Below are 20,555 nucleotides of genomic sequence, written 5' to 3'. Positions count from 1 at the left end.
GCCCGAGCCCCTGTCGCGGATGCGTCCATGGACCTGCCCGGACTGACGCAGCTCGGCCACGCCGCCTGCGCGCTGGCGTACCTGGCGTACACCGGCATGGTGGCGGCACAAACCTGGCGCCATCCTGAGGCACGTCGAAGCCTGCTGGCCTTGTGGCTGGCCGCGGCACTGTCCCTGGCCTGGGCCCTGGCCGGCGCACTGCATGATCACGCGCCCTGGGTGGCGCTCACCGAGGTTCGCCTGGACGCCTTGCGCTACGGCGCCTGGTCGTTGGTGTTGTTGATGCTGCTGTCTCGGGCGGGTGAGACGGGCGCCAGACCGGTGGCCGTGGGCGCCCTGGTGGCCGGCGGGCTGCTGCTGTGGTGCCTGTGGCTGCCCAGTGCGCTGGGCTTCACGCTGCTGGCCATTGCGGGCCTGGTGTTGCTGGAGCAGTGGCTGCGCCATGTGCCCGAGGACGCCCGCTGGAGCATCAAGCCGGTGGCCATTGGCCTGGCCGGCACCTTCATCTTCGACATCTACCTGTTTTCGCAGGCCACGATCTTTCAGGCGGTCGATGCGCATGCCCTGACGGCCCGGGCCTGGGTGCACGCCTTGATGGTGCCGTTCCTGGCCTGGTCGGGCGTGCGCCAGAGCGCCTGGATGGCGCGTGTCCGTGTGTCGCGCCAACTGGCTTTTCAATCGGTGTCGGCCGCCCTGGCAGGAGCCTATTTGCTGTTCATCGCCAGCCTGGGGTACTACCTGCGCTATTTCGGTGGCAACTGGGGGCAGGTGCTGCAGATGGGCCTGCTGGTCTTTGGCCTGGCCTGCCTGGTGGCGGTGTTTTTTTCCGGCACCTTGCGCGCCAAGCTGCGCGTGTGGCTGGGCAAGCACTTCCTGCGTTACCGCTACGACTACCGAGAAGAGTGGTTGAAGTTCACGCAGGCCCTGTCGTCGTCCACCGAGCCTCAGGCCTTGCAGTTGCAGGTCGTCAAGGGCCTGGCCGGCATGGTCGAGAGCCCTGCCGGTGGGCTGTGGTTGCGTGAGGCCGGCGCACCAACGCTGAGGCAGGTCTCGCGCTGGAACCTGCCGCCAGTGCAGGCCGCCGAGCCGCTGGACGGCAGCCTGGCCGAGTTCATGAGGCACAGTGGCTGGGTGATCAACCTGGCCGAGCGCCACCGACACCCCGAGCGTTACCCTGGCCTGGTGCTGCCTGCCTGGCTGGAAGGGCTGGACCAGGCCTGGCTCTTGATTCCGCTCAAGAGCGCGGGCGTGGAACTGGGGTTTGTGTTGCTGTGCCGTCCTCGCACCGACTGGGACGTGAACTGGGAGGTCATCGACCTGCTCAAAACGGCAGCCACCCAGGCGGCGAGCTTTCTGGCCCAGGTCATGGCCACCGAGGCGCTCATGGAGTCACGCAAGTTCGAATCCTTCAACCGGATGTCGGCGTTCGTGGTCCACGACCTCAAGAACATCGTCACGCAACTGTCGCTGATGATGAAGAACGCGCGTCGACTCAAGGACAACCCCGAGTTTCAGGAAGACATGCTGATGACGGTCGAGCATGCCCTGGAGCGCATGAAAACCATGATGCTGCAGCTGCGCGAAGGGGCCGAGCCGGCCGCAGGCGGCACGGTGGGGGTCGATCTCTCGGCCATCGCCCGCCAGTGGGTGCAGCTTGCTCAACAGCGTGGCCGTCACATCGAGGTGGCGCTGGAGGAGGGCGTCACCGCCCGCGGACACGAAGAGCGCATCTCTCGGGTGGTCGGCCACCTGGTCCAGAACGCGCTGGACGCCACCGAGCACCAGGGGCACATGGTCAAGCTGGTATCCCTCCGATATGGGAGTCACGCCTGCCTGAGAGTCGAAGACAATGGGGTGGGCATGAGCGAAGAGTTCATGCGTCAGCAACTGTTCAAACCCTTTCAATCCACCAAAACCGCGGGCATGGGCATCGGGGCTTACGAAAGCGCGCAGTACGTCGCTGAACTTGGCGGCCGCCTGACGGTCGAAAGCCAACAGGGCCGGGGCACCACGTTCACGCTCACCTTGCCCTTGCTGGACATGTCCGACCCCCCGCAACCGCCTGCCGCCACCACGCCATGAGCTCCACCGCGCGAAACCCCGCCGTGCTGATCGTCGAAGACGACCTGGCCCTGCAAAAGCAGATCAGGTGGTCTCTCGATCAACTGGAGTGCGTGCTGGCCTCTGACCGCGCCGAAGCCATGAGCCAGTTGCGCCGGTTTCAGCCCCCCGTGGTCACCATGGACCTGGGGCTGCCGCCCGATGCCGATGGGGCCACGGAAGGCTTCGCGCTGCTGGAAGAGATCCTGGCCTCATTGCCGGACACCAAGGTCATTGTCCTGACAGGGCAGAACGGCCAGGCCAATGCATTGAAAGCCGTGGACATGGGGGCCTACGACTTCCTGGCCAAGCCTTTCGAGCCCGAGGCCCTGGCGCTGACCATCGACCGCGCGCTGCGCCTGCACGAACTGCAGATGGAAAACAGGCGCTTGCGTGCAGCGCAGGCCCCTGAGTCCATGGGGGGGCTCATCACCCGCGACCCCGACATGCTGCGTGTGTGTCGCATGATCGAAAAAGTGGCCCACGCAAGCGCCACGGTGTTGCTGCTGGGCGAAAGTGGCACGGGCAAAGAAGTGCTGGCCCGCAGCCTGCACAAGGCGAGCAACCGGCACGCGGGCCGTTTCGTGGCCATCAACTGTGCCGCCATCCCTGAAACCCTGCTCGAGACCGAACTCTTCGGTCACGAAAAAGGGGCCTTCACGGGCGCCGTCAAGACCACCCAGGGCAAGATCGAGCTGGCCCATGGCGGCACCCTGATGCTCGATGAAATCGGCGATCTGCCCCTGCCCTTGCAATCCAAGCTGCTGCGGTTTTTGCAAGAACGCGTGATCGAGCGGGTGGGGGGCCGGCAAGAAATCCCGGTGGATGTGCGCATCGTGTGCGCCACCCACCAAGACCTCAAACAGCAGATCCAGGACGGCGCGTTCCGCGAAGACCTTTACTACCGCCTGGCCGAGATCGTGGTCAACATCCCCCCGCTGCGCGCCCGCGTCGGCGATGCCGTGTTGATCGCCCACGCCTTTGTGCACCGGTTTTGCGCCGAGCAGCAACGTCCCGCGCTGGCCCTGTCGCCCGAAGCCGCTCAGCTGATCGAGCAGCACACCTGGCCGGGCAACATCCGTGAGCTTGAGAACTGCATCAAGCGCGCCTGCATCATGGCCGAAGGTAAACGCATCGTGCCCGAAGACCTCGGGCTGTCCGCCTCATTGGCAGAGGCCGACACGGGTACCCTCGACCTTCGTGCCGTGCGCGAAGCCGCCGAGCGCAAAGCGGTGCTGGCGGCGCTGGCCCGGGTCGATGGTAATGTGCTGCAAGCCGCCGAGTTGCTGGGGGTCAGCCGCCCGACCTTGTACGACCTCATGCACCGACTGGGACTGCGCTGAGCCCATCTCGTGCAGGCCGCCTTCACGGATTTCCGAACATGACCTCACACTTCCACGTTCTGCGTCGTTCTGCCTTGTCTGTGCTGGTGGCTGGCTTGATGGTGGCCTGCAGCGAAGACCCCGAGGCCTTGAAGGCCTCTGCGCGAGACAGCCTGGCGCGCAATGACACCGCCACGGCCATCATCCAGCTCAAAAACGCCCTGCAGGCCCAGCCCGATGCGGCCGATGTGCGCTTCTTGCTGGGGCAGGCCCTGTTGCGTTCGGGTGATGTGGCGGGGGCCGAGAACGAGCTGAACAAGGCCCTGGAGGCCGGCCACCCCGAATCACAGGTGCTGCCCGTGCTGGCCGAAACCCTCGTGGCGGCCGGCAGGTTCCAGGACGTGGAATCCAGGTTTGGCAAGGTCAAGCTGTCTGACCCCCAGGCGCAGGCCACCGTGCTGGCCTACCTGGGAGAGGCGCAGATGGCCTTGGGCAAGCCCACCGACAGTGCGGCCAGCCTGGATGCATCCTTGGCCTTGAACGCCGAGCAGACCGTGGCCTTGCTCAACAAGGCCCGGCTGGCGGCACGCCAAGGCCAGTACCCGCAGGCCAGCGCCTTGCTGGACCGCGCCCTGGCTGCTTCGCCAAGGCACGCGGGCGTGCTCAAGCAAAAAGGCGATTTGCTCTTTTATGGCATGGGCAAAGCCGATGAGGCCCTGGCGGTCTATCGGCAGGCGGTGGAGTGGCACCCAGGTTTTCGGGACGCACAGATCAGTGTCGTTCGGGTGCACATGAACCAAGGTCAGCTGGACCAGGCTGAGCAGGCCTACAAGGTGCTGCAGAAGATGGGTGAGAACTACCCCAAGACCTTGTTTCTGGGGGCTCAGCTGGCCTTGGCGCGAAGCGACCTGCCCCAGGCCCGCATCCAGGCGCAAAAGCTCTTGCGCCTGGCGCCTGACAACGGGCTGGCGCTGGAGCTGGCCGGTGCGGTGGAGTTCCGCAGCAACGCCTTGCTTCAGGCCGAGCCCTTGCTGGCCCGCGCCGTCACGGCCATGCCGGACTCGGCGCTGGCCCGGCGGCTGCTGATCCAGACTTATTTGCGCACCGGGCAGCTCGACCGGGCCGAGCGCACACTGCCCGACAAGCTGGACGCCAATCAAGACCCCGAAATGCTGGGTGTGGCCGGCCAGTTGTACCTGGTGCTGGGCCAGCAGGCGAAAGCCCAGAAGTACTTTGAAAAAGCCACGGCGCTGGCGCCCAACGATCCCGAGAAAAAGACCAGCCTGGCCCTGGCCCGACTGGCCTCCGGTGACGCCGAAACGGCCTTTGGAGAGCTGCGCAGCATCGCCAGCGAAGACCCCGGCGTGGTGGCCGACATGGCCCTGATCAACGCCCTGGTGCAGCGCCGCGAATTGGACAAGGCGCTGCAGGCCATCGACAAGCTGTCGGCCAAGAAGGCCGACGATCCCATCCCCTGGCACCTGCGCAGCCAGGTGCTGACGTTCAAACGTGACATCGCGGGCGCCCGCAAGGCACTGACACAGGCCCTCAAACTGGCGCCCACATTCTTTCCGGCGGTCAAGGCGCTGGCGGCCCTGGACATGCAGGAGCGCCAGCCGGACGCCGCGCGACAGCGCTACGAGGCCTTCATCGGTCAGTACCCCAAGAATGCAGACGCCATCCTGGCGCTGGCCCAGTTGCGCGCGCAGTTGAATGCGTCGCAGGACGAGGTGGTGGCGCTCTTGAACAAGGCCATTGAGGCTGCGCCATCCGAGTCCGCCCCCCGACTCATCCTGGTGGATTACCTCCTGCAGCAGAACGCCAGCAAGCTGGCCTTGACGGCTGCGCAGGCGGCCTCCGCCGTGCTACCCGACAACCCCTCGGTGATCGACGCCCTGGGCCGGGCCCAGGTCAGTGCTGGCGAGCATCACCAGGCGGTCAACACCTTTGGCAAGCTGGCGGTGATGCAGCCCCGCGCGGTGGGGCCACACATGAGGATGGCGCAAGCCCATGTCGCCGCCAAGGACCTGCCTGCGGCGGCGCAGGCCTTGCGCAAGGCCCTGGATGTGCAGCCCGACCACCTGCCTGCGCAGCAGGCGCTGGCGCAGCTGGCTCTGCGCAACAATTCGCCCGACGAGGCCTTGGCGGTGAGCAAGTCCATTCAGAAGCAGCGATCGACCGAGGCGATCGGTTACGTCGTCGAAGGCGACGTGATGCTGTTTCTCAAGCGCCAGAGCGAGGCGATGCAGGCCTACCGCACGGCGCTGTCCAAGGCGCCCACGTCCACCGCCGTGGCCATGAAGGTGTTCAATGCCCTGGTCAGCACTGGGCAGGGCGCCCAGGCCCAGGCCTTTGCCCAGGATTGGCTGCAGAAACAAGCCAGAGACCATGTGTTTGCCGGCTATGTGGGCGAACAGGCCATGAAGGCGGGGCAGCTTGCACAGGCTGAAAAATACTACCGGCAGGCTTTGGCCAGCCGCCCCGATCAAGTCATTTTTTTGAATAACCTGGCGTGGATTCTGTCGCAGCGCGGGGATAAAGAATCCCTCATTCACGTGGAGCGGGCCAACACCCTGGCGCCGGACAATCCTGATATCCTTGATACATATGCTGGCATTGTCGCCGGTCAGGGTGATGTGGCAAAAGCCTTGTCCCTTCAGCAGCGCGCCGTGCGGCTGCAGCCCGAGCGCGGTGATCTGCGCTTGAGTCTGGCCAAGCTCCAGCTGCGGGCAGGGAAGACCGCCGACGCCAAGGCCACCCTGGGCAAGTTGCAAGAGCTGGGCAACAAATTTGGCAATCAGGAAGAAGTGTCCCGGTTGCTCAAAGGCTTGTGAATTCGAGCCACCCACTGAACCGGGTGGCGAAATGGTTGGGACCATGTTGGTCACGCGGGGGAATGAAAGTGTCGGAACGTCCTGAGTCTCAAGAGCAGTCAAGCGCTGGCGACGTCGTGCCCGGCGTGGGCTCGGAACGTGGCCCGCTGTCTCGCCGTGCTTTGATGCGGGCTGGCCTGAAGGCTGCGCCCATCGTCATGACCCTGAAAACCGACATGGTGCTGGCCACCACCACCAGCGGCTCCACCGTTCGTCCTTCGGCGTTTTCGTCGTTCGTGGCCAACGGCTTCCGTTGCAGCGCAGGTCCGGCCAAGAGCGGCAAAGCCACTGGCAAGTTCCTGACCCGTGATCAATGCAAGAGCCTGGTGGTCACCACCACCATGTACTTCAAGTACAAGTATCACAGCTACAGTGAAGGCTGGAACGGTTGTGGCTTCGTGAAGCCGAGTGTCCGGTTCTCCGGGTGCAGCACCGACAACCCCAAGCTGGACTGGATCATCCGGACCCTCAATCCCCAGAACGATCGCGACCGCCTGGGCCTGTATTGCGCCATGGCGTACATGGCGGCCAAATACTATGGTGATGCCGAGTGCTTCATCACCGAAGCCAATTGCCGAACCATCTGGAAGAACAACGGTGTGTGGACCGTGGGCGGCGTTCAGCGCGATCTGGCCTGGACACTGGCTTACTTCAATCAGGTGTACGGCGCCAATGCGTTTGACGCATGCTTGAAGGGTGCCTGAGCCTGGCCGAAGAACGACTGGTTCTGAACGCCGCGCGCTTCAATTTTCGCTGCTGGGATGACGGGTGTGTGGTGCATGACCACGCCGACGGCGCACTGTACGCGCTGACGCCCGCCGCCGGAGAGGTGCTGCGCCACCTTCAGGACTGTCCTGAGGGGCTGACTCCCTCGGCCTTGTCATTGCGTTTGTTGGGGCCCGCCGAGCCGGGTGACGAGGCGTTGTTGTCGTCGCTGATGGCACCTTTGCGGGACCTGGGCATTCTGAGGGTCGAGCCATCGTGAGTGCCCTCCGCATTGGCAGCCTGACTCGCCAAGCCTTGCACGAACACTTGCGTGGACCTGGCATCTTCGTGCAGATGCCTCCCTTTGTCATGCACATCCGCTCGCCCATTGCGGTGGTGGCCGATGGCATTCACCGGCTGTACGCTCAGCACCTGTGCTGGCATCAAACGGACCGTTTCGTGGATTTCAGGGTGTCGGTCCGTGTGCGGCGTCCCTGGTGGCGGCCCTTGTGCGAGTTTCAGATGGACGGGCTTCAGCCCTTCACGCCCCTGGCCATGGGCGAGGCATTTGCCTTGCTGGAGTGGGGCATGAACTGGTGCATCACCGGGCATTGCCACCAATGGGTGATCTTGCATGCGGCCGTTCTGGAGCGGGGTGGGCGCGCCGTCATCCTGCCTGCGCCCCCGGGCTCGGGCAAGAGCACGCTGTGCGCCGCCCTCATGGGGGCCGGATGGCGCCTGTTGTCTGACGAGTTGACCTTGATCGACCCTGACTCGGGGTTGATCACGCCCAGCCCTCGGCCTGTCAGCCTGAAAAACGCGTCGATTGACGTCATTCGCCGGCGGCTTCCACACGTGCCCATGGGGCCGGTGGCCCACGACACCCTCAAAGGCACTGTGTGCCACCTGAAAGCCTCGGACGACAGTGTGGCCCGAGCGGACGAACCTGCTCGGCCGGCCTGGGTGGTGTTTCCGAAATACGACCCCCAGGCCTCGCTGGAAGTGCAAGCACGCGGTAAAGCCGACGCCTTGCTCGAGTTGCAGCGCAACGCCTTCAATCGCCACGTGCATGGGCATGCCGGATTTCACGCGGTGGCCAATGTGCTGGACGCCAGCCAGGTCTACGATCTGCGCTACAGCGACCTGGATCGCGCCTTGGCCTTCTTTGATGGCTTGTCTGCCCATGCCTGAGCGTTTGCCATTGCAGCCTTTGCTGAGTGCACTCAAGCACCCCGAGGTGCTGGTGTCGTATTCGGGTGCGCAGTGGGATCAGCTCATGCGCCTGGCGCGTGCGGGCGACCTGGTGTCGCGGGTGGCTGCACTGGCACGGCAGCACGGCATCTGGGATGACCTGCTGCCGGCGGCGCGCCGGCACTTGCGTGCCGCCGAGCTGTTGTGCCAGCGCCAGCACACCGAACTGGGTTACGAGGCGCAGGAAATTGCCCTGGCCTTGAAAGGGCTGCCAGGCCCGGTGGTGGTGCTCAAAGGGGCGGCCTACGTGCTGTCCGGGCTGGATGCCGGACGGGGGCGCATGCTGGGTGATGTGGATGTGCTGGTGCCCCGAGCGCAACTGGCCGACGCCGAATCAGCCCTGATGTTGGCCGGCTGGATGTCATCCAGCAGCGACTACGATCAGCACTATTACCGGCAATGGATGCACGAGCTGCCTCCGATGACCCACATCAAGCGTGGAACGGTGCTGGATGTTCACCACGCCATCTTGCCGTCCACGGCGCGCCTGTCGCCCCCGACGGCCAGCCTGATGCAGCAGATCGTGCCCACAGGCCACGTCTCGGGCTTGTGGATGCTGGGTCCGGCCGACATGGTGTTGCACAGCGCTGTGCACCTGATGCATGAGGGGGAGCTGGAGATGGGCTTGCGCGGTCTGGTGGACCTTGACGCCTTGTTGTCAGAATTCGGCCCCCGGTCGGGCTTCTGGCCCTCGTTGCTGGCGCGAGCCCGCGAGCTGAATCTGGGCCGACCGCTGCACCATGTCTGCTGGCTGCTGCAGGAATTCCTGGGCAGCGCCATCCCGGAGGACTTTGTGCAAGGCTTGAGCCAGGTGTCTGGTGCGCGGTCTGGCGCGGTGTCATCAGCGCTGACCGGTTGGGCCTTGAGGCTGGCCATGGTGCCCCGCCACCCCGAGGCGGACGTGGTGTGGAGCCCGCTGGCCAGACAGTTGATTTACCTGCGTGGGCACTGGATGCGCATGCCTGCGCACCTCTTGGCGGCGCATCTGGGCAGAAAGGCCTGGATCGCGGCCACCCAGGGATGGCGTGAGGCGAGAGCCCAAAAAGAAACGGCCCGAAGGCCGTGATCTGGTGACAGGCCGGGGCCTCACGCCTGCCGGTTGCCAGCATTGCCCTTTTTATCGGGCTGACCGAACAGGCTGTCCTTGATGACGCGTGCCATGAACACCGAGTTGGTGACCAGGTAACGTCGGGCCAGGCGGCGCGGCTCACTGCACAGGCGATGGAACCATTCCATGCCGATCTTCTGAACCCACTGGGGCGCGCGCTGAATGGTGCCTGCGTGGTAATCGAACGCAGCGCCAACCCCCAGCATCACCGCGCGGATGCTGCCACGGTGGGCTTGCATCCAGGCCTCTTGTTTGGGGCAACCCAGGCCCACGAACACCACCTGCGCGCCAGAGGCATTGATCTGGGCGATGTCGATCTGGTCTTCTTCAGGGCTGAGGGCCCGGAAGGGGGGCGAAACCATGCCGGCAATCTTCAGCTTGGGGAAAGCCGCCGTCAACCGGGCGCGCAACTTGGCCAAGGTGTCTTCAGAGCTGCCATAGAAAAACACGCTCTGCCCCAGGCGCTCGGCCACCTCCAGGTAGCGCCACATCAGGTCAGGACCGTTGATGCGTTGCTGCTTGTCAAAACCTTCGCGACGCAATGCCCAGGCCACGGGAGCGCCGTCAGGCAGGGCCAGGTCGGCTTGTTCCAGGGCCTTGTTGAACGTTGCATCCTGCGAGGCGGTGACCACGGAGTGCACGTTGCAGAACGCCACGTAACGGGACTGCCGTTGACCGGCCCACGCGGCGATGCGCGAAACGACCTCGTCCCAGCCGATGGCATCGATGTGTGAGTCAAGAACGTTGGCGCCGCGTCGCATGAAATGCTTGCCCGAACTCATCTTGGCGCGCTCAAGCCGACGCTCGTGCTCGACGAACGACAAGGATGGGTAGCCAAAATTCGGATCTGGATGTCTCATAAGCCGCCCCTCGGGTGGGGTTGATCTGTTGGGTCTGGCGGCACGGGCCGCGTTGACTGTTTGTCGTCATTCTAGGGAGCGGGCTTGAATCTTCTGTCAGGGAAAGCCATCGAGTCGGGGGGAGGGACTTCCCGCAACCGTGACATTCTCACCGTGCCCGCACTCTCTCTGTCCCCCCCGTCAAGGGGTAAGTTCCTCGATACGGGGGTTGTTCCCAGGTTGTTTCTGGGGGAACTTGTCGGGCGATTGGGTAACAATCAGCCGTGCTGGTGCTTGCGCCCAGCCGTCATTCATTTCTTTTGCCCATGAGCACTACTTCTTCTGCTTCGCCACCGCTGCCATGGTGGTCGGCCCCCGTGGGCGCACGCGGTGGCGTGTCTGTCCAAGCCATCGTGGTTTTCCTTCTGGCGTTTGCAGTCATGTACGCGCCGGCGTACATGGAGCTGGCGAGAACCACCTGGACCACCGATGAGCAGGGCCATGGGCCTCTGATCCTGGGGGCCGCCGCCTGGTTGCTGTGGGTCAATCGGCAAACCATATTCGAGGGCCCGGCCCGGCCTGCGGTGTTTTCCGGGTTTGCGTTCTTGACGGCTGGGGTGGTGATTTTTTCCGTCGCGCGCTCTCAGCAGATGATCGAGATCGAAGTGGCATCTCAGATGCTGGTTTTGATCGCTGGTTTTTTGCTGCTGCATGGCAAATCGGCGCTGCGCAAGGCGTGGTTTCCGTTGTTTTTCCTGTTGTTCATGGTTCCGCTGCCGGCGTCGGTGGTTCAGGCCCTGACCCTGCCGCTCAAGAGCGCGGTGTCGGTCGTGGCCGAAAACATCCTCTACTGGGCGGGATACCCCATTGGCCGCACTGGCGTGATGCTGACGGTGGGGCCCTACCAGTTGTTGGTCGCTGACGCGTGTTCGGGGTTGAACTCCTTGTTCACGCTGGAGGCCCTGGGCCTGCTGTACATGAACATCATGAATTACCAGTCCAAGGCGCGAAATGTCATTCTGGCCATTGCCATCGTGCCCATTTCCTTCATTGCGAACGTGACGCGGGTGATCATCCTGGTGCTGATCACTTATCACCTCGGGGATGAGGCCGGTCAAGGTTTCATGCACGGTTTTGCTGGCCTGGTGCTGTTCGCGGTGGCCTTGACGTTGACTTATGCGTTTGACCGGGTGCTGGCAGTGCGTTTTGATGATCAAGGAGGCGCACGTGGCCGTCGCAAATGAACCCTCGCCCATCAAATGGCCCGTGGCCGTGATGGTGGCCGCCCTGCTCATGGTGGGCGGGTCTTATGGGCTGACCCAGGCCCTGACGCCCACCCGCGTGATGGCCGATGAACTGCCGGCGTTGAATCTGGAGCAGGACATTCCAAAACAATTTGGCGACTGGCGATTGCTTGACAACGGCCCGGCGGTGGTGGTGGATCCGACGGTGGAGGCCACGCTGGCGGAGTTCTACTCGCAAACCATCGGACGAAGCTATGTCAACTCCAAAGGACAGCTGGTGATGCTGTCATTGGCGTATGGCAAGAACCAGAACTCGTTCAACACCGCGGCGCACCGTCCCGAGTTCTGTTATGCGGCTCAAGGCTATCTGATCAAGAAAGTGGCCGAGAACGCATTCGCACTCAAAGACCATTCGGTCATTGCCAGTCGCTTGGTGGCCACGCGTGTTGGCTCACGGCACAATGAACCCATCAGTTACTGGGTGACTTTGGACGACACCACCGCCTTGCCCGGCTTGTCTCGGCGCATCCAGCAGTTCAAGTACGGCCTTCAAGGCAAAATCGTGGATGGATTCCTGGTTCGGATTTCGTCACTGGGCGCCGACAATGATCAGCAGTTTGAAGTCCATGAGCAGTTTGCCCGTGATCTTGAGCAGGCCATCGCGCCGTCACTGCGCCCCCGTTTGTTTGGATTGAGCGGTTCTCATAAATGACCAAAAAAGTAGCATTGATCACTGGCGTCACCGGGCAGGACGGTTCTTACCTGGCCGAGTTTTTGTTGAACAAGGGCTACGAGGTGCACGGCATCAAGCGCCGCAGCAGCCTGTTCAACACCGACCGCATCGACCACCTGTACCAAGATCCGCACGTCAACAACCGCAACTTCATCCTGCATTACGGCGACCTGACGGACAGCACCAGCCTGGTGCGCATCGTGCAGAAAGTGCAGCCCGACGAGATCTACAACCTGGCCGCCCAAAGCCACGTGGGCGTGAGCTTTGAAGAGCCCGAGTACACGGCCAACGCCGATGGCATTGGCGCGCTGCGGCTATTGGAGGCCATCCGCATCCTGGGGCTGGAAAAGAAAACCCGCTTCTATCAGGCCTCAACCTCTGAGCTGTACGGCCTGGTGCAAGAGATTCCGCAAAAGGAAACCACGCCGTTCTACCCTCGCAGTCCTTATGCGGTGGCCAAGCTGTACGCCTACTGGATCACGGTGAACTACCGCGAGGCCTATGGCATGTATGCCTGCAACGGCGTGCTGTTCAACCACGAAAGCCCGGTGCGTGGCGAAACCTTCGTGACGCGCAAGATCACGCGCGCCATCAGCCGCATTGCGCTGGGCCTGCAAGATTGCCTGTACCTGGGCAACATGAGCGCGTTGCGCGACTGGGGTCACGCCAAAGACTACGTCGAGATGCAGTGGCTGATGCTGCAGCAAGACGTGGCCGAAGACTTCGTGATCGCGACCGGCGTGCAGTACAGCGTGCGCGAGTTCGTGGAGTTCTCGGCCAAAGAGCTGGGCGTTACCTTGGCCTTTGAGGGCGAAGGAGAGCAAGAGATTGGCAAGGTCGTTAAGGTTGAAGCCGTGGGTGGTGAGATGCTGGCCGCGTGCAAGGTGGGCGATGTGATCGTGCGGGTGGACCCACGCTACTACCGCCCCACCGAGGTCGAAACCCTGTTGGGTGACCCTGCCAAAGCCAAGGAAAAGCTCGGTTGGACGCCTAAGATCACCCTGCATGAACTGGTGCGCGAGATGGTGCAGAGCGACTACACCAGTGCCAAGCGGGATGAGCTGGTGAAGGGCGCCGGTTACCAAGCTTACGATTACCACGAATGATCAGGCCCGGGAGGGCATAGTTTCATGATCAGCGCAGCGAAGCACCTGGTCTCGGCTGCGTGGCACAGGCGATGGTCGCCAGAATTGTGGCTGCTGGCCTCCAATTTGCTCGGGAGGCTTCTTGGCTTTGTGGTTTCGTTGTTGGTATCCCGGATCCTCGGAGTTCAGGCGTTAGGCATGTATTCGGGTCTTTTGATTACCACGGCAAGCCCAACGTCTCCCATGGCTTCCGCGCTGGCAAACAACGCGACCATGATGGGAGCAAGGGGCGCAAGCCCTGATTTTTGTTGGCGTTTGGTGCGGGCTCACTTCGGCACCTTGTTGCTCAGCGCCTTCGCCGCCTTCGCAGGCTGCCTAACCATGATGCAGGCTGTTGGTTTGCACGACTCCGTCGGTTTGGATTGGGCGTTGGTGGTGTCGGTTTCAGCTATGTTGGTGTTGGGGCAACTCCTGACCCCGTTCGTCATGGGTTTGGCGCACGGAGTGAATGCATCACGTCGTGCGGCAATGTGGAGTCTGGCTTGGACCTTGACGGCCTTGCTCTTGGCATACTCCTTAATTACAACTGTGGGATTGAGCGGGGTGTTGTGGCTAGCTGCGGGGGCGGGCGTTCTGCCAGCAATGTCTCTGCTTGTCTGGATGTGGTGGCGAGGACGTAATTCGGAAATTGGCTCTGCATCGGATCATGAGTTGCGGGGGCAGGCAAAACAGCAGTTTCGGCGTGCTATTCCGAGTATTGCCGCTACCGTGTTGAATAACGCAACCAATTGGCTGGCTTGTATTTATCTTGCAGAAGCATCCCACGGTGCTGCAGGCGTTGGTTTGGTCGCCATCGGTTTGCAATGGATGGCCTTGATGTTGTTGCCTTTGACCAGTTGGAACGGCCGTGTGATGCGAGCCTTGACCATCGGGCAATCTGAAGGGGCGCAGGCTTTCGGAGAAGCAGTTAGGGCCCAAACAGTGCGATGTATGTTGGTCACCCTGGCCACCTCGTTTCTGGTGGCCGTTGTTACACCATGGGTCGCTGACTTGTACAGGGTGGACAAATACTTGTTATGGGGGCTGATGACAGTCAATGCTGTTGCGGCCACCTTATTTGCAGTAAATTTTGTGTTTGAGCGGGCCTGCTTTTGCCTCAGCATCCAGCGTGTCTGGCTGATGGCGTCAATGGCAGCCTACGCAGTGCAGTTGATCTTCACTTTCTATTTTATTGCTGAGTCAATTTTGGTGGTGGCCATTGGGAATCTGCTTGCAATTACAACACTGTTGTTGATCATGCGTCGGGTCATCAGGCGCGATGCACGTTCGTTGCGCATCGCTGGGGGGAAGTCATGAAGACTACCGGAATAACAAAAGTGGCGATGGTGACTAATATACCAGCGCCATATAGGATTCCTGTTTACGAAATATTGGCCAAGAACAAAGAAATTGATTTTTGCGTGTTTTTTTGTTCGGGGCGAGAGCCTGACAGAGCGTGGGATTTGCAGCAGGCCTCATACAAGCAAGTTTACTTTGAAGAGAGGTTCTTTAGTTATTCAGGAAAGTTTGTGCACTGTAATCCAGATGCTTGGACGCGTCTGCGTGATTTCCAGCCCGATGTCATCGTGACGACAGGCTTTAATCCAACTTTTTTGTTGGCGTATCTGTATGCTCGACTGCATGGCGCCAAGCATGTGGCAATGACCGATGGGACTTATTACACCGAGTTTCAGACGCTCACCTGGGTGCATCGCTTTGTTCGTCGTTGGGTTTATGCAGGGACTAAAGCATTCATTGGTGCCAGCAATGGTTCTTTTGATTTGTATCGGGCTTATGGAGTCGATGATTCGCGTATTTTTCAGTCCCAACTCTGTGCCAACAATGATTTGTATGGTTATGAGTGCCGTGGCGCTCGCCCATACGACTTCGTCTTCAGCGCGCGTTTTATAAAAGCAAAAAATCCTGACTTTGCCATTCGTGTGGCTGCTGGCGTTGCGGAAGTATTGGGACGCCAGGTGACAGTCCTCATGATGGGCTCAGGTGACATGGATGTGGAGTTGCGAAAATTGGCTCAGGCCTCGTCGCCAAAGGTGAGAGTTGAATTCTCTGGCTTCGTTAAACAAGGTGATCTACCTCAGTATTATGCCTCAGCCAAGGTGATGTTGTTTCCCACGCAGATAGATACGTGGGGTGTGGTTGCCAATGAGGCATTCGCTGCGGGTGTCCCCGTATTGGTGACTCCAATGGCGGGAGTGGCAAATGATCTGGTGATTGACGGAGAAAATGGGTATGTTTTGAATCTGGATATTGACTTGTGGGTTGAGGCGTCTGCTCGCTTGCTCTCTAATTCAGATCTTTGGCAATCGATGTCTCGTCATGCAAGGCGGCATGTGTTATTTTACTCATATGAGAATGCAGCAAAAGGAATTTATGATGCTGTAGTTTCGGCTAAGGCAAGTTTTCAATGAAGATATTGTTTGATGTGGCCGAGTTGGCTCCTGGCATGGGTAAGAGCATGGGCATATATAACTATGCAAAGCGATTGCTTGAGCACATTCCGCCGCTATTGCCGGACGGATGGGAGTTGCATGTGGCATGCAATGCTGGAGGTCAAGAGGACTTCTCCGTCCAGCATGAAAAAGTACATCTGCATCGAGTGCTGAATCAACAACAACCAGGAGCGCTGAGGCGCCAGTTGTGGATACGTTGGGGAGCACAGGCGCTGTCTTGTCAAGTTGGGGCTAATATATATTTCACGCCAAAAGGATTTTTGCCTGGTTTTTTTGGCAAGCCTGCGGGATTAAAATCTGTGGCCGTTGTGCATGATCTTATTCCGCTGTGGTATGCGAAAAATTATCCCGATCAATTCTCGTGGCTGGAGAAGATGATTGTTAATGGCGGCCTATTGAGAACTGTTCGCTTTGCAGATCAGTTGATAGTGATTTCTCAGGCGACTGCTGATGACGTACTTTCGATGGTGCGTCGCGACGCCAGTTCGATGAACGTAGTGCATAATGGTATACCCCTGGTGACGCCTCGGCGAGAGCCGCCAAGAAAAAATCCATATATCTTCGCAATGGCTTCTTCACTGCCTCATAAGAATTTAAATGGGTTGCTGGCGTCATATGAGTGTTATCGGAATTTGTCCGCAGATCCATTGCCGCTTATTATATGTGGGGTTGCTGATCCTGGGTTGTGTGGTGTTGAGGTTGTGAGTGGCCTTGATGAGCAGAGTTTGCATACTTACTATGCGCACGCGGAGGCCTTCCTTTTTCTTTCTCTTATCGAAGGCTTTGGTTTTCCGCCGCTTGAGGCTTTGTCCCACGGAACGCCGGTGGTCTGCTCTGACATACCTGCTCTGAGAGAGGTGGTTGGAGATCAGGCTATTTTTGTTTCTCCTGATGACCCGAGTTCTGTCGCATCGGCTCTTCTTAAAACATTGTCTGAAAATCGTGTGCTCAGGGCTGGCCGTCAGCTTGCCCAGAACCCTCTCGCCCCAATTTACTCATGGGATCGTTGCGCCAAGGGCGTAATTTCTGCATTGAAAAGCGTCGCATCACCTACGTCAGCAACATGAATGGATGTTGGTCATGAATACCAAGGTTTACGTTAACCAAGATCATCGCGCCGGAGCTGATTCGCTCATGGGCCTGGTGTTCGGATTCGCGCTTTTATCGTTCTCGGTGACAATGGTTTGGATAGTCACCGATTTTGGCGTTCCGCTATTGCAGCTTCCAGTTATTTTGTTGACTTTATTAGCGGTGGTGGTTGCCGGGTTTTTGTATTTTCTTAATCCGGCCAGATTTTTGACTTTTTTTCTGATAGGTCTGGTCTATTTTTCATTTGAGGCGACGGTTCGACTTGGTGGTGGCGGCGGCGGTGATCTCCAAAGTTTGGTGAAGGGTGTTTTCACGCTGGCGCTGGCTATGTTGGGGATATTCACTGGCTTGAGGTCGATCTGGAAGTCCTGGATATCTTTGGCATTTTTTGCCTACGCCTTGTTTGCGATGGTGTCCGCAACATATTCTCCAATGGTCTTGATCGCGGGGGTGGCTGGCATCGCGTTGGTCGGGGTTGCGATCATCGCAGCCAAGATTGGGCAGGGCGACCAGGCCGATGTCGAGGATTATTGGCGCGCGATGTATTGGGCATCAACTCTTACTGTGCTTGCTTCTTTCGCATTCATGGCAATATCGCCAAATCTCGCCCGTGACTTCCAGGATATGGCGAATTATCGACTGCGCGGAATTACAGGTACGGCCAATAGTCTGGGGCCCATCATGGGTGTCGCCTGCATCATGGCTTTTTACATGATGAAGCGTTCGACATCGCCTGGTTGGTGGCGTTTCCATGTGGTCATGCTGCTTTTATTTTCCGCAGCTCTTTTGCTGACAAATAGCCGGTCGTCAATTTTGGGTGTTGCGGTGGCCTTTATTGCCTCCGGTTTTGTGGGCGGAGGGTGGGGTATTCTTAGGTTCTTGGCTTCTTTGATCGGTGCCACGATATTGGCAACCGTTATGTTTTATCCAGGGCTGCAAGACCAGTTGCTATCGATGGCCGCAGCCCTTTTTTCTCGAACAGGAAGCGTACACGAGTTGACTACATTCACTGGTCGTCAGATCATTTGGGCTGCGTCATGGCGACTGGTTGAGGATTCTCCGTGGATCGGTTATGGCTTGTCGAGTGTGTCCGTGGTGCTCCCAAAGGCGCATGCTGACCAATGGGGCAATACAGTTGCTACTGCGCACAACTCTTTGCTTGAAAGCCTGCTCTCTGTAGGTTGGCTGGGAACGTTGCCCTTGTTGGCCGTCGTGCTTGCGTGTTTATGGGTATTGGCCAGGTATCTTTTCGCTTCCTATTCTCTTCGCGACGAAAGTGATAGCGTTGTAGCAAGACGTGCGATGAGCGTGTGTGCATTTCGCGTTCTGATCATGATGTTGGTGCAAGGGGTGGGTGAGAAAGCGTTTGCCGGGCATCCTGGGTCGCCGTTTGTCGCCTTGGGTGCTGTGGTGGCCACCGCTGTTTTCATGACATTGAACATGCCGCGATCCGTAGCTTGGGGCGCATCGATTGGTGGGAAGAGCTGATATGACCCAAAGACAAAAGACCGTCCTGAGCCTTGCGACAGCGGGTTCTGTGCTGTTCGCCATGTCGTGGTTTTGTTGGTGGTGGTTGAGCTCCGGCGTGACCACGATCAGCATGGCGGCGACACCGCATGATGATTTTGAAGAAGTGGCGCCTATATCTGACCCTGTCAGGGTTCAAATTGAGCACTCGTTTAATGATGGGGCGCTGAGGCCTTTAAACGAAGAGGGAAGCCTGCGGGTCACTTACAGCGCTAGGAGCGTTGTGCCATATCAAGAGGCAACGCTTGATTTTGCTGTGACGAATCAGTCTCCAGTGGTTGCAAATATCGGTTTTTTCCTGACTGATCGCATCGTCGCTTTGCAACCAAATCGCAATCACTATCTGTTTGCGACGGTTGATAGCGCAGTGACCTCGGATATGAGGGCTTCTTTGGGGCTCGGATTTCACCTCTACGGTGAAGAGGGGTATATGGGCGAGGCGGCTTCATCAAGTGGCCGCGTTGCTTGGTATGGCAGGGCGGGACAGGTGGTGGAAGCAAACTATTATGCGCCTGCGCCGTCTGTTGACAAAAGTGGTGTGAGTCGGCCAACTTCAGTTAGGCCGCGTTTCGCTGTGGTCAATATTGAGCCGGGGGCCACCGTCAGTGCATCGTTGCGCTGGCAGGCGCTGCGGATTCAGACGCGGAGGCATGATATACCCGTCATGATAAATTCTGCACCAGCGTACCATGTCGACGCGGTTGCCAACTCTGCTTTTTACTTTACTGTGAGAGGCATTGGTTCAACACAGGTGAAAGAGGGTGATGAAGAGGTTTTGATTTTGCGTGATGGCACTCGGCAATGGTTGTCGTCCAGAGCGGCTACGCAATGGGCAGCAGTCGGAGAGGTGGCCTCGATATGGTCTTGGCCTTTGCCCTCTGATGTGAGACCCGGCACCTACGACCTTCTGTTCGGTGTGCGGCCAGAAGGAAGCGATAGTTGGAGGTCGCTGAGATCTGGTGCCGGTGTTTCTCCGCAAAAAGACGGCTTGATAAAACTCGCGCGATTACAGGTATCTGCTGATCGTGCACCCATGATGCGCATGGGCATGAGTTTTCATCGTTATCCCGGTAGAAGTCAGCAAGCACTGGGGCCTTTACGGCTTCAGTACGATTTTGCCAGAAGCCTTGCAGCGGATGGCATGTCCGGGATGCAGTGGTGGCAAGGCGTCGATCGGTACGAGTGGTCTAAGGTGGATGAGTGGGCAAGCTTTCATGCGCGAGATGGTCGCGGCGTGATCATGGTGTTTTCAGGCTCGCCCACTTGGGCAAGTATGCGGCCAACAGAACACTCGTCCATGTGGATTCCTGGTTATGCCGCTCCCCCAGAGCGACGTTACTGGCCAGCATACGGGCGATTGGTGGGTGAAACTGTAAAGCGTTTGCGTGGCAAGTTGACCGCGGTCGAGTGCTGGAACGAGCCGGATCTCATTGGCGGCTTCACTGGTACCGCCACAGAGTTGGCGGATTTGTGCAAGATCGTTTCCACTCGATCCAGGGCCGTTGCCCCTGAAGTCCCCGTGATTTGCCCACAAGCTGAGTCAGCTCACGGATTGCCATACGTGCTGCAAGCTAGAACGTCGGAGGGGGAGCCGATCACGCAGTTCTGTGATTATGTGGGTGCTCACGTATATGGTGCCTTGAGTGAAGACCAGGCAGGGCGTGCTTATGACGAGAGACGTATTCATGAAGAGCTATGGCGCATGCAAAATTACTTGGAGCAATTTGGCATTGATAAGCCATTGGCAGTGACTGAGTACGGGGTCGCCAGTTGCGGGGGGCGTCCGCTGAACGGACATGAGATGTTTTCTCAGATGACATCCAAGGCGGCTGGAATGGCAATCTATCAGGCCATCAGAGCCTTCCGCGAGGGAGGGGTTAAAATTCTCGGTTTGTACTCATACGATCATGAGGATCGGGATCCGAAATGTAGGCCTGGTGGTAGTTTTATCAGGTTGACCACATCGAACATATTTGGTGCGCAAAATGTGGATGATGTGGTTCTGGGGTATATAAACGAAGCCTATGAAAAATTTGGTCGATGATGCTGCGTTGGCACTATGCAAATCAGGCGGCTAGAGCAGAAGACTCGGCTGGATGTCTCATATATCTGCGCCTTGTGCAGAGGTTAATGGTTTGAGATATTGTTTTTATAAATAGCGAATCCGCT

Annotated in this window: 16 protein-coding genes; 15 read left to right on the top strand and 1 reads right to left on the bottom strand. The window is 59.3% G+C overall.

The genetic code is table 11. From position 1 onward, the window contains the following. Nucleotides 1-27 precede the first annotated feature (27 nt). From prsK to WNB94_RS05210, 7 genes are all read left to right on the top strand, one after another. Nucleotides 28-2,082, top strand: coding sequence for an XrtA/PEP-CTERM system histidine kinase PrsK (gene prsK, locus WNB94_RS05240; RefSeq protein WP_341388866.1), 2,055 nt, complete (start codon nt 28-30; stop codon nt 2,080-2,082). After that, entirely contained in the window at nt 2,079-3,443 is a 1,365-nt protein-coding gene (gene prsR / locus WNB94_RS05235) for a PEP-CTERM-box response regulator transcription factor (protein ID WP_341388864.1), read from the top strand. The genes prsK and prsR overlap by 4 nt, the downstream gene beginning before the upstream one ends. A 38-nt stretch (nt 3,444-3,481) precedes the next feature. Beyond that, nucleotides 3,482-6,256 (top strand): XrtA/PEP-CTERM system TPR-repeat protein PrsT, encoded by a 2,775-nt coding sequence (gene prsT, locus WNB94_RS05230; RefSeq protein ID WP_341388863.1) that lies wholly within the window; start codon nt 3,482-3,484, stop codon nt 6,254-6,256. Between the two features lie 62 nt (nt 6,257-6,318). After that, on the top strand, nt 6,319-6,999 hold the full coding sequence (locus WNB94_RS05225; protein ID WP_341388861.1) for a hypothetical protein: 681 nt from the start codon (nt 6,319-6,321) through the stop codon (nt 6,997-6,999). Next, nucleotides 6,981-7,280, top strand: a complete 300-nt coding sequence (locus tag WNB94_RS05220) for a hypothetical protein (protein ID WP_341388860.1) — start codon at nt 6,981-6,983, stop codon at nt 7,278-7,280. The genes WNB94_RS05225 and WNB94_RS05220 overlap by 19 nt, the downstream gene beginning before the upstream one ends. A 74-nt stretch (nt 7,281-7,354) precedes the next feature. Continuing rightward, nucleotides 7,355-8,191, top strand: a complete 837-nt coding sequence (locus WNB94_RS05215) for an HprK-related kinase A (RefSeq protein WP_341388859.1) — start codon at nt 7,355-7,357, stop codon at nt 8,189-8,191. After that, nucleotides 8,184-9,317, top strand: a complete 1,134-nt coding sequence (locus WNB94_RS05210) for a nucleotidyltransferase domain-containing protein (RefSeq protein WP_341388857.1) — start codon at nt 8,184-8,186, stop codon at nt 9,315-9,317. Before WNB94_RS05215 ends, WNB94_RS05210 begins: the two co-directional genes overlap by 8 nt. 20 nt (nt 9,318-9,337) lie before the next feature. On the opposite strand, the gene WNB94_RS05205 is transcribed toward WNB94_RS05210, so the two are convergent. After that, entirely contained in the window at nt 9,338-10,219 is an 882-nt protein-coding gene (locus WNB94_RS05205; protein WP_341388856.1) for a WecB/TagA/CpsF family glycosyltransferase, read from the bottom strand. A 305-nt stretch (nt 10,220-10,524) separates the two neighbouring features. Between WNB94_RS05205 and xrtB the strand changes: the two genes are divergently transcribed. Genes xrtB through WNB94_RS05165 form a run of 8 tightly spaced genes read left to right on the top strand, consistent with a single transcriptional unit; the run spans nt 10,525 to nt 20,430 of the window. Next, the gene (xrtB, locus tag WNB94_RS05200) at nt 10,525-11,442 is read left to right on the top strand and encodes an exosortase B (protein ID WP_341388854.1); all 918 of its coding nucleotides are present in this window, start codon (nt 10,525-10,527) and stop codon (nt 11,440-11,442) included. Then, nucleotides 11,426-12,154: an exosortase-associated protein EpsI, B-type gene (gene epsI / locus WNB94_RS05195; protein WP_341388853.1), complete on the top strand. Its 729-nt coding sequence runs from the start codon at nt 11,426-11,428 to the stop codon at nt 12,152-12,154. The genes xrtB and epsI overlap by 17 nt, the downstream gene beginning before the upstream one ends. Next, a complete protein-coding gene (gene gmd / locus WNB94_RS05190; RefSeq protein ID WP_341388852.1) occupies nt 12,151-13,281 on the top strand; it encodes a GDP-mannose 4,6-dehydratase in 1,131 nt (376 codons plus the stop codon). Before epsI ends, gmd begins: the two co-directional genes overlap by 4 nt. Nucleotides 13,282-13,305: 24 nt before the next feature. Then, the gene (locus WNB94_RS05185; protein ID WP_341388851.1) at nt 13,306-14,616 is read left to right on the top strand and encodes an MATE family efflux transporter; all 1,311 of its coding nucleotides are present in this window, start codon (nt 13,306-13,308) and stop codon (nt 14,614-14,616) included. Beyond that, on the top strand, nt 14,613-15,728 hold the full coding sequence (locus tag WNB94_RS05180) for a glycosyltransferase family 4 protein (RefSeq protein ID WP_341388850.1): 1,116 nt from the start codon (nt 14,613-14,615) through the stop codon (nt 15,726-15,728). Before WNB94_RS05185 ends, WNB94_RS05180 begins: the two co-directional genes overlap by 4 nt. Then, nucleotides 15,725-16,837 (top strand): glycosyltransferase family 4 protein, encoded by a 1,113-nt coding sequence (locus WNB94_RS05175; RefSeq protein WP_341388849.1) that lies wholly within the window; start codon nt 15,725-15,727, stop codon nt 16,835-16,837. Before WNB94_RS05180 ends, WNB94_RS05175 begins: the two co-directional genes overlap by 4 nt. Nucleotides 16,838-16,850: 13 nt before the next feature. Further along, on the top strand, nt 16,851-18,347 hold the full coding sequence (locus tag WNB94_RS05170) for an O-antigen ligase family protein (protein WP_341388848.1): 1,497 nt from the start codon (nt 16,851-16,853) through the stop codon (nt 18,345-18,347). A 1-nt stretch (nt 18,348) separates the two neighbouring features. Then, on the top strand, nt 18,349-20,430 hold the full coding sequence (locus WNB94_RS05165; protein WP_341388847.1) for a hypothetical protein: 2,082 nt from the start codon (nt 18,349-18,351) through the stop codon (nt 20,428-20,430). Nucleotides 20,431-20,555 lie beyond the last annotated feature (125 nt).

The organism is Aquabacterium sp. A3, from assembly GCF_038069945.1.
Classification (GTDB): Bacteria; Pseudomonadota; Gammaproteobacteria; order Burkholderiales; family Burkholderiaceae_C; genus Aquabacterium.
The sequence above is the reverse complement of the archived record's forward strand: the minus strand, read 5'-3'. Positions and strand labels throughout refer to the sequence as shown.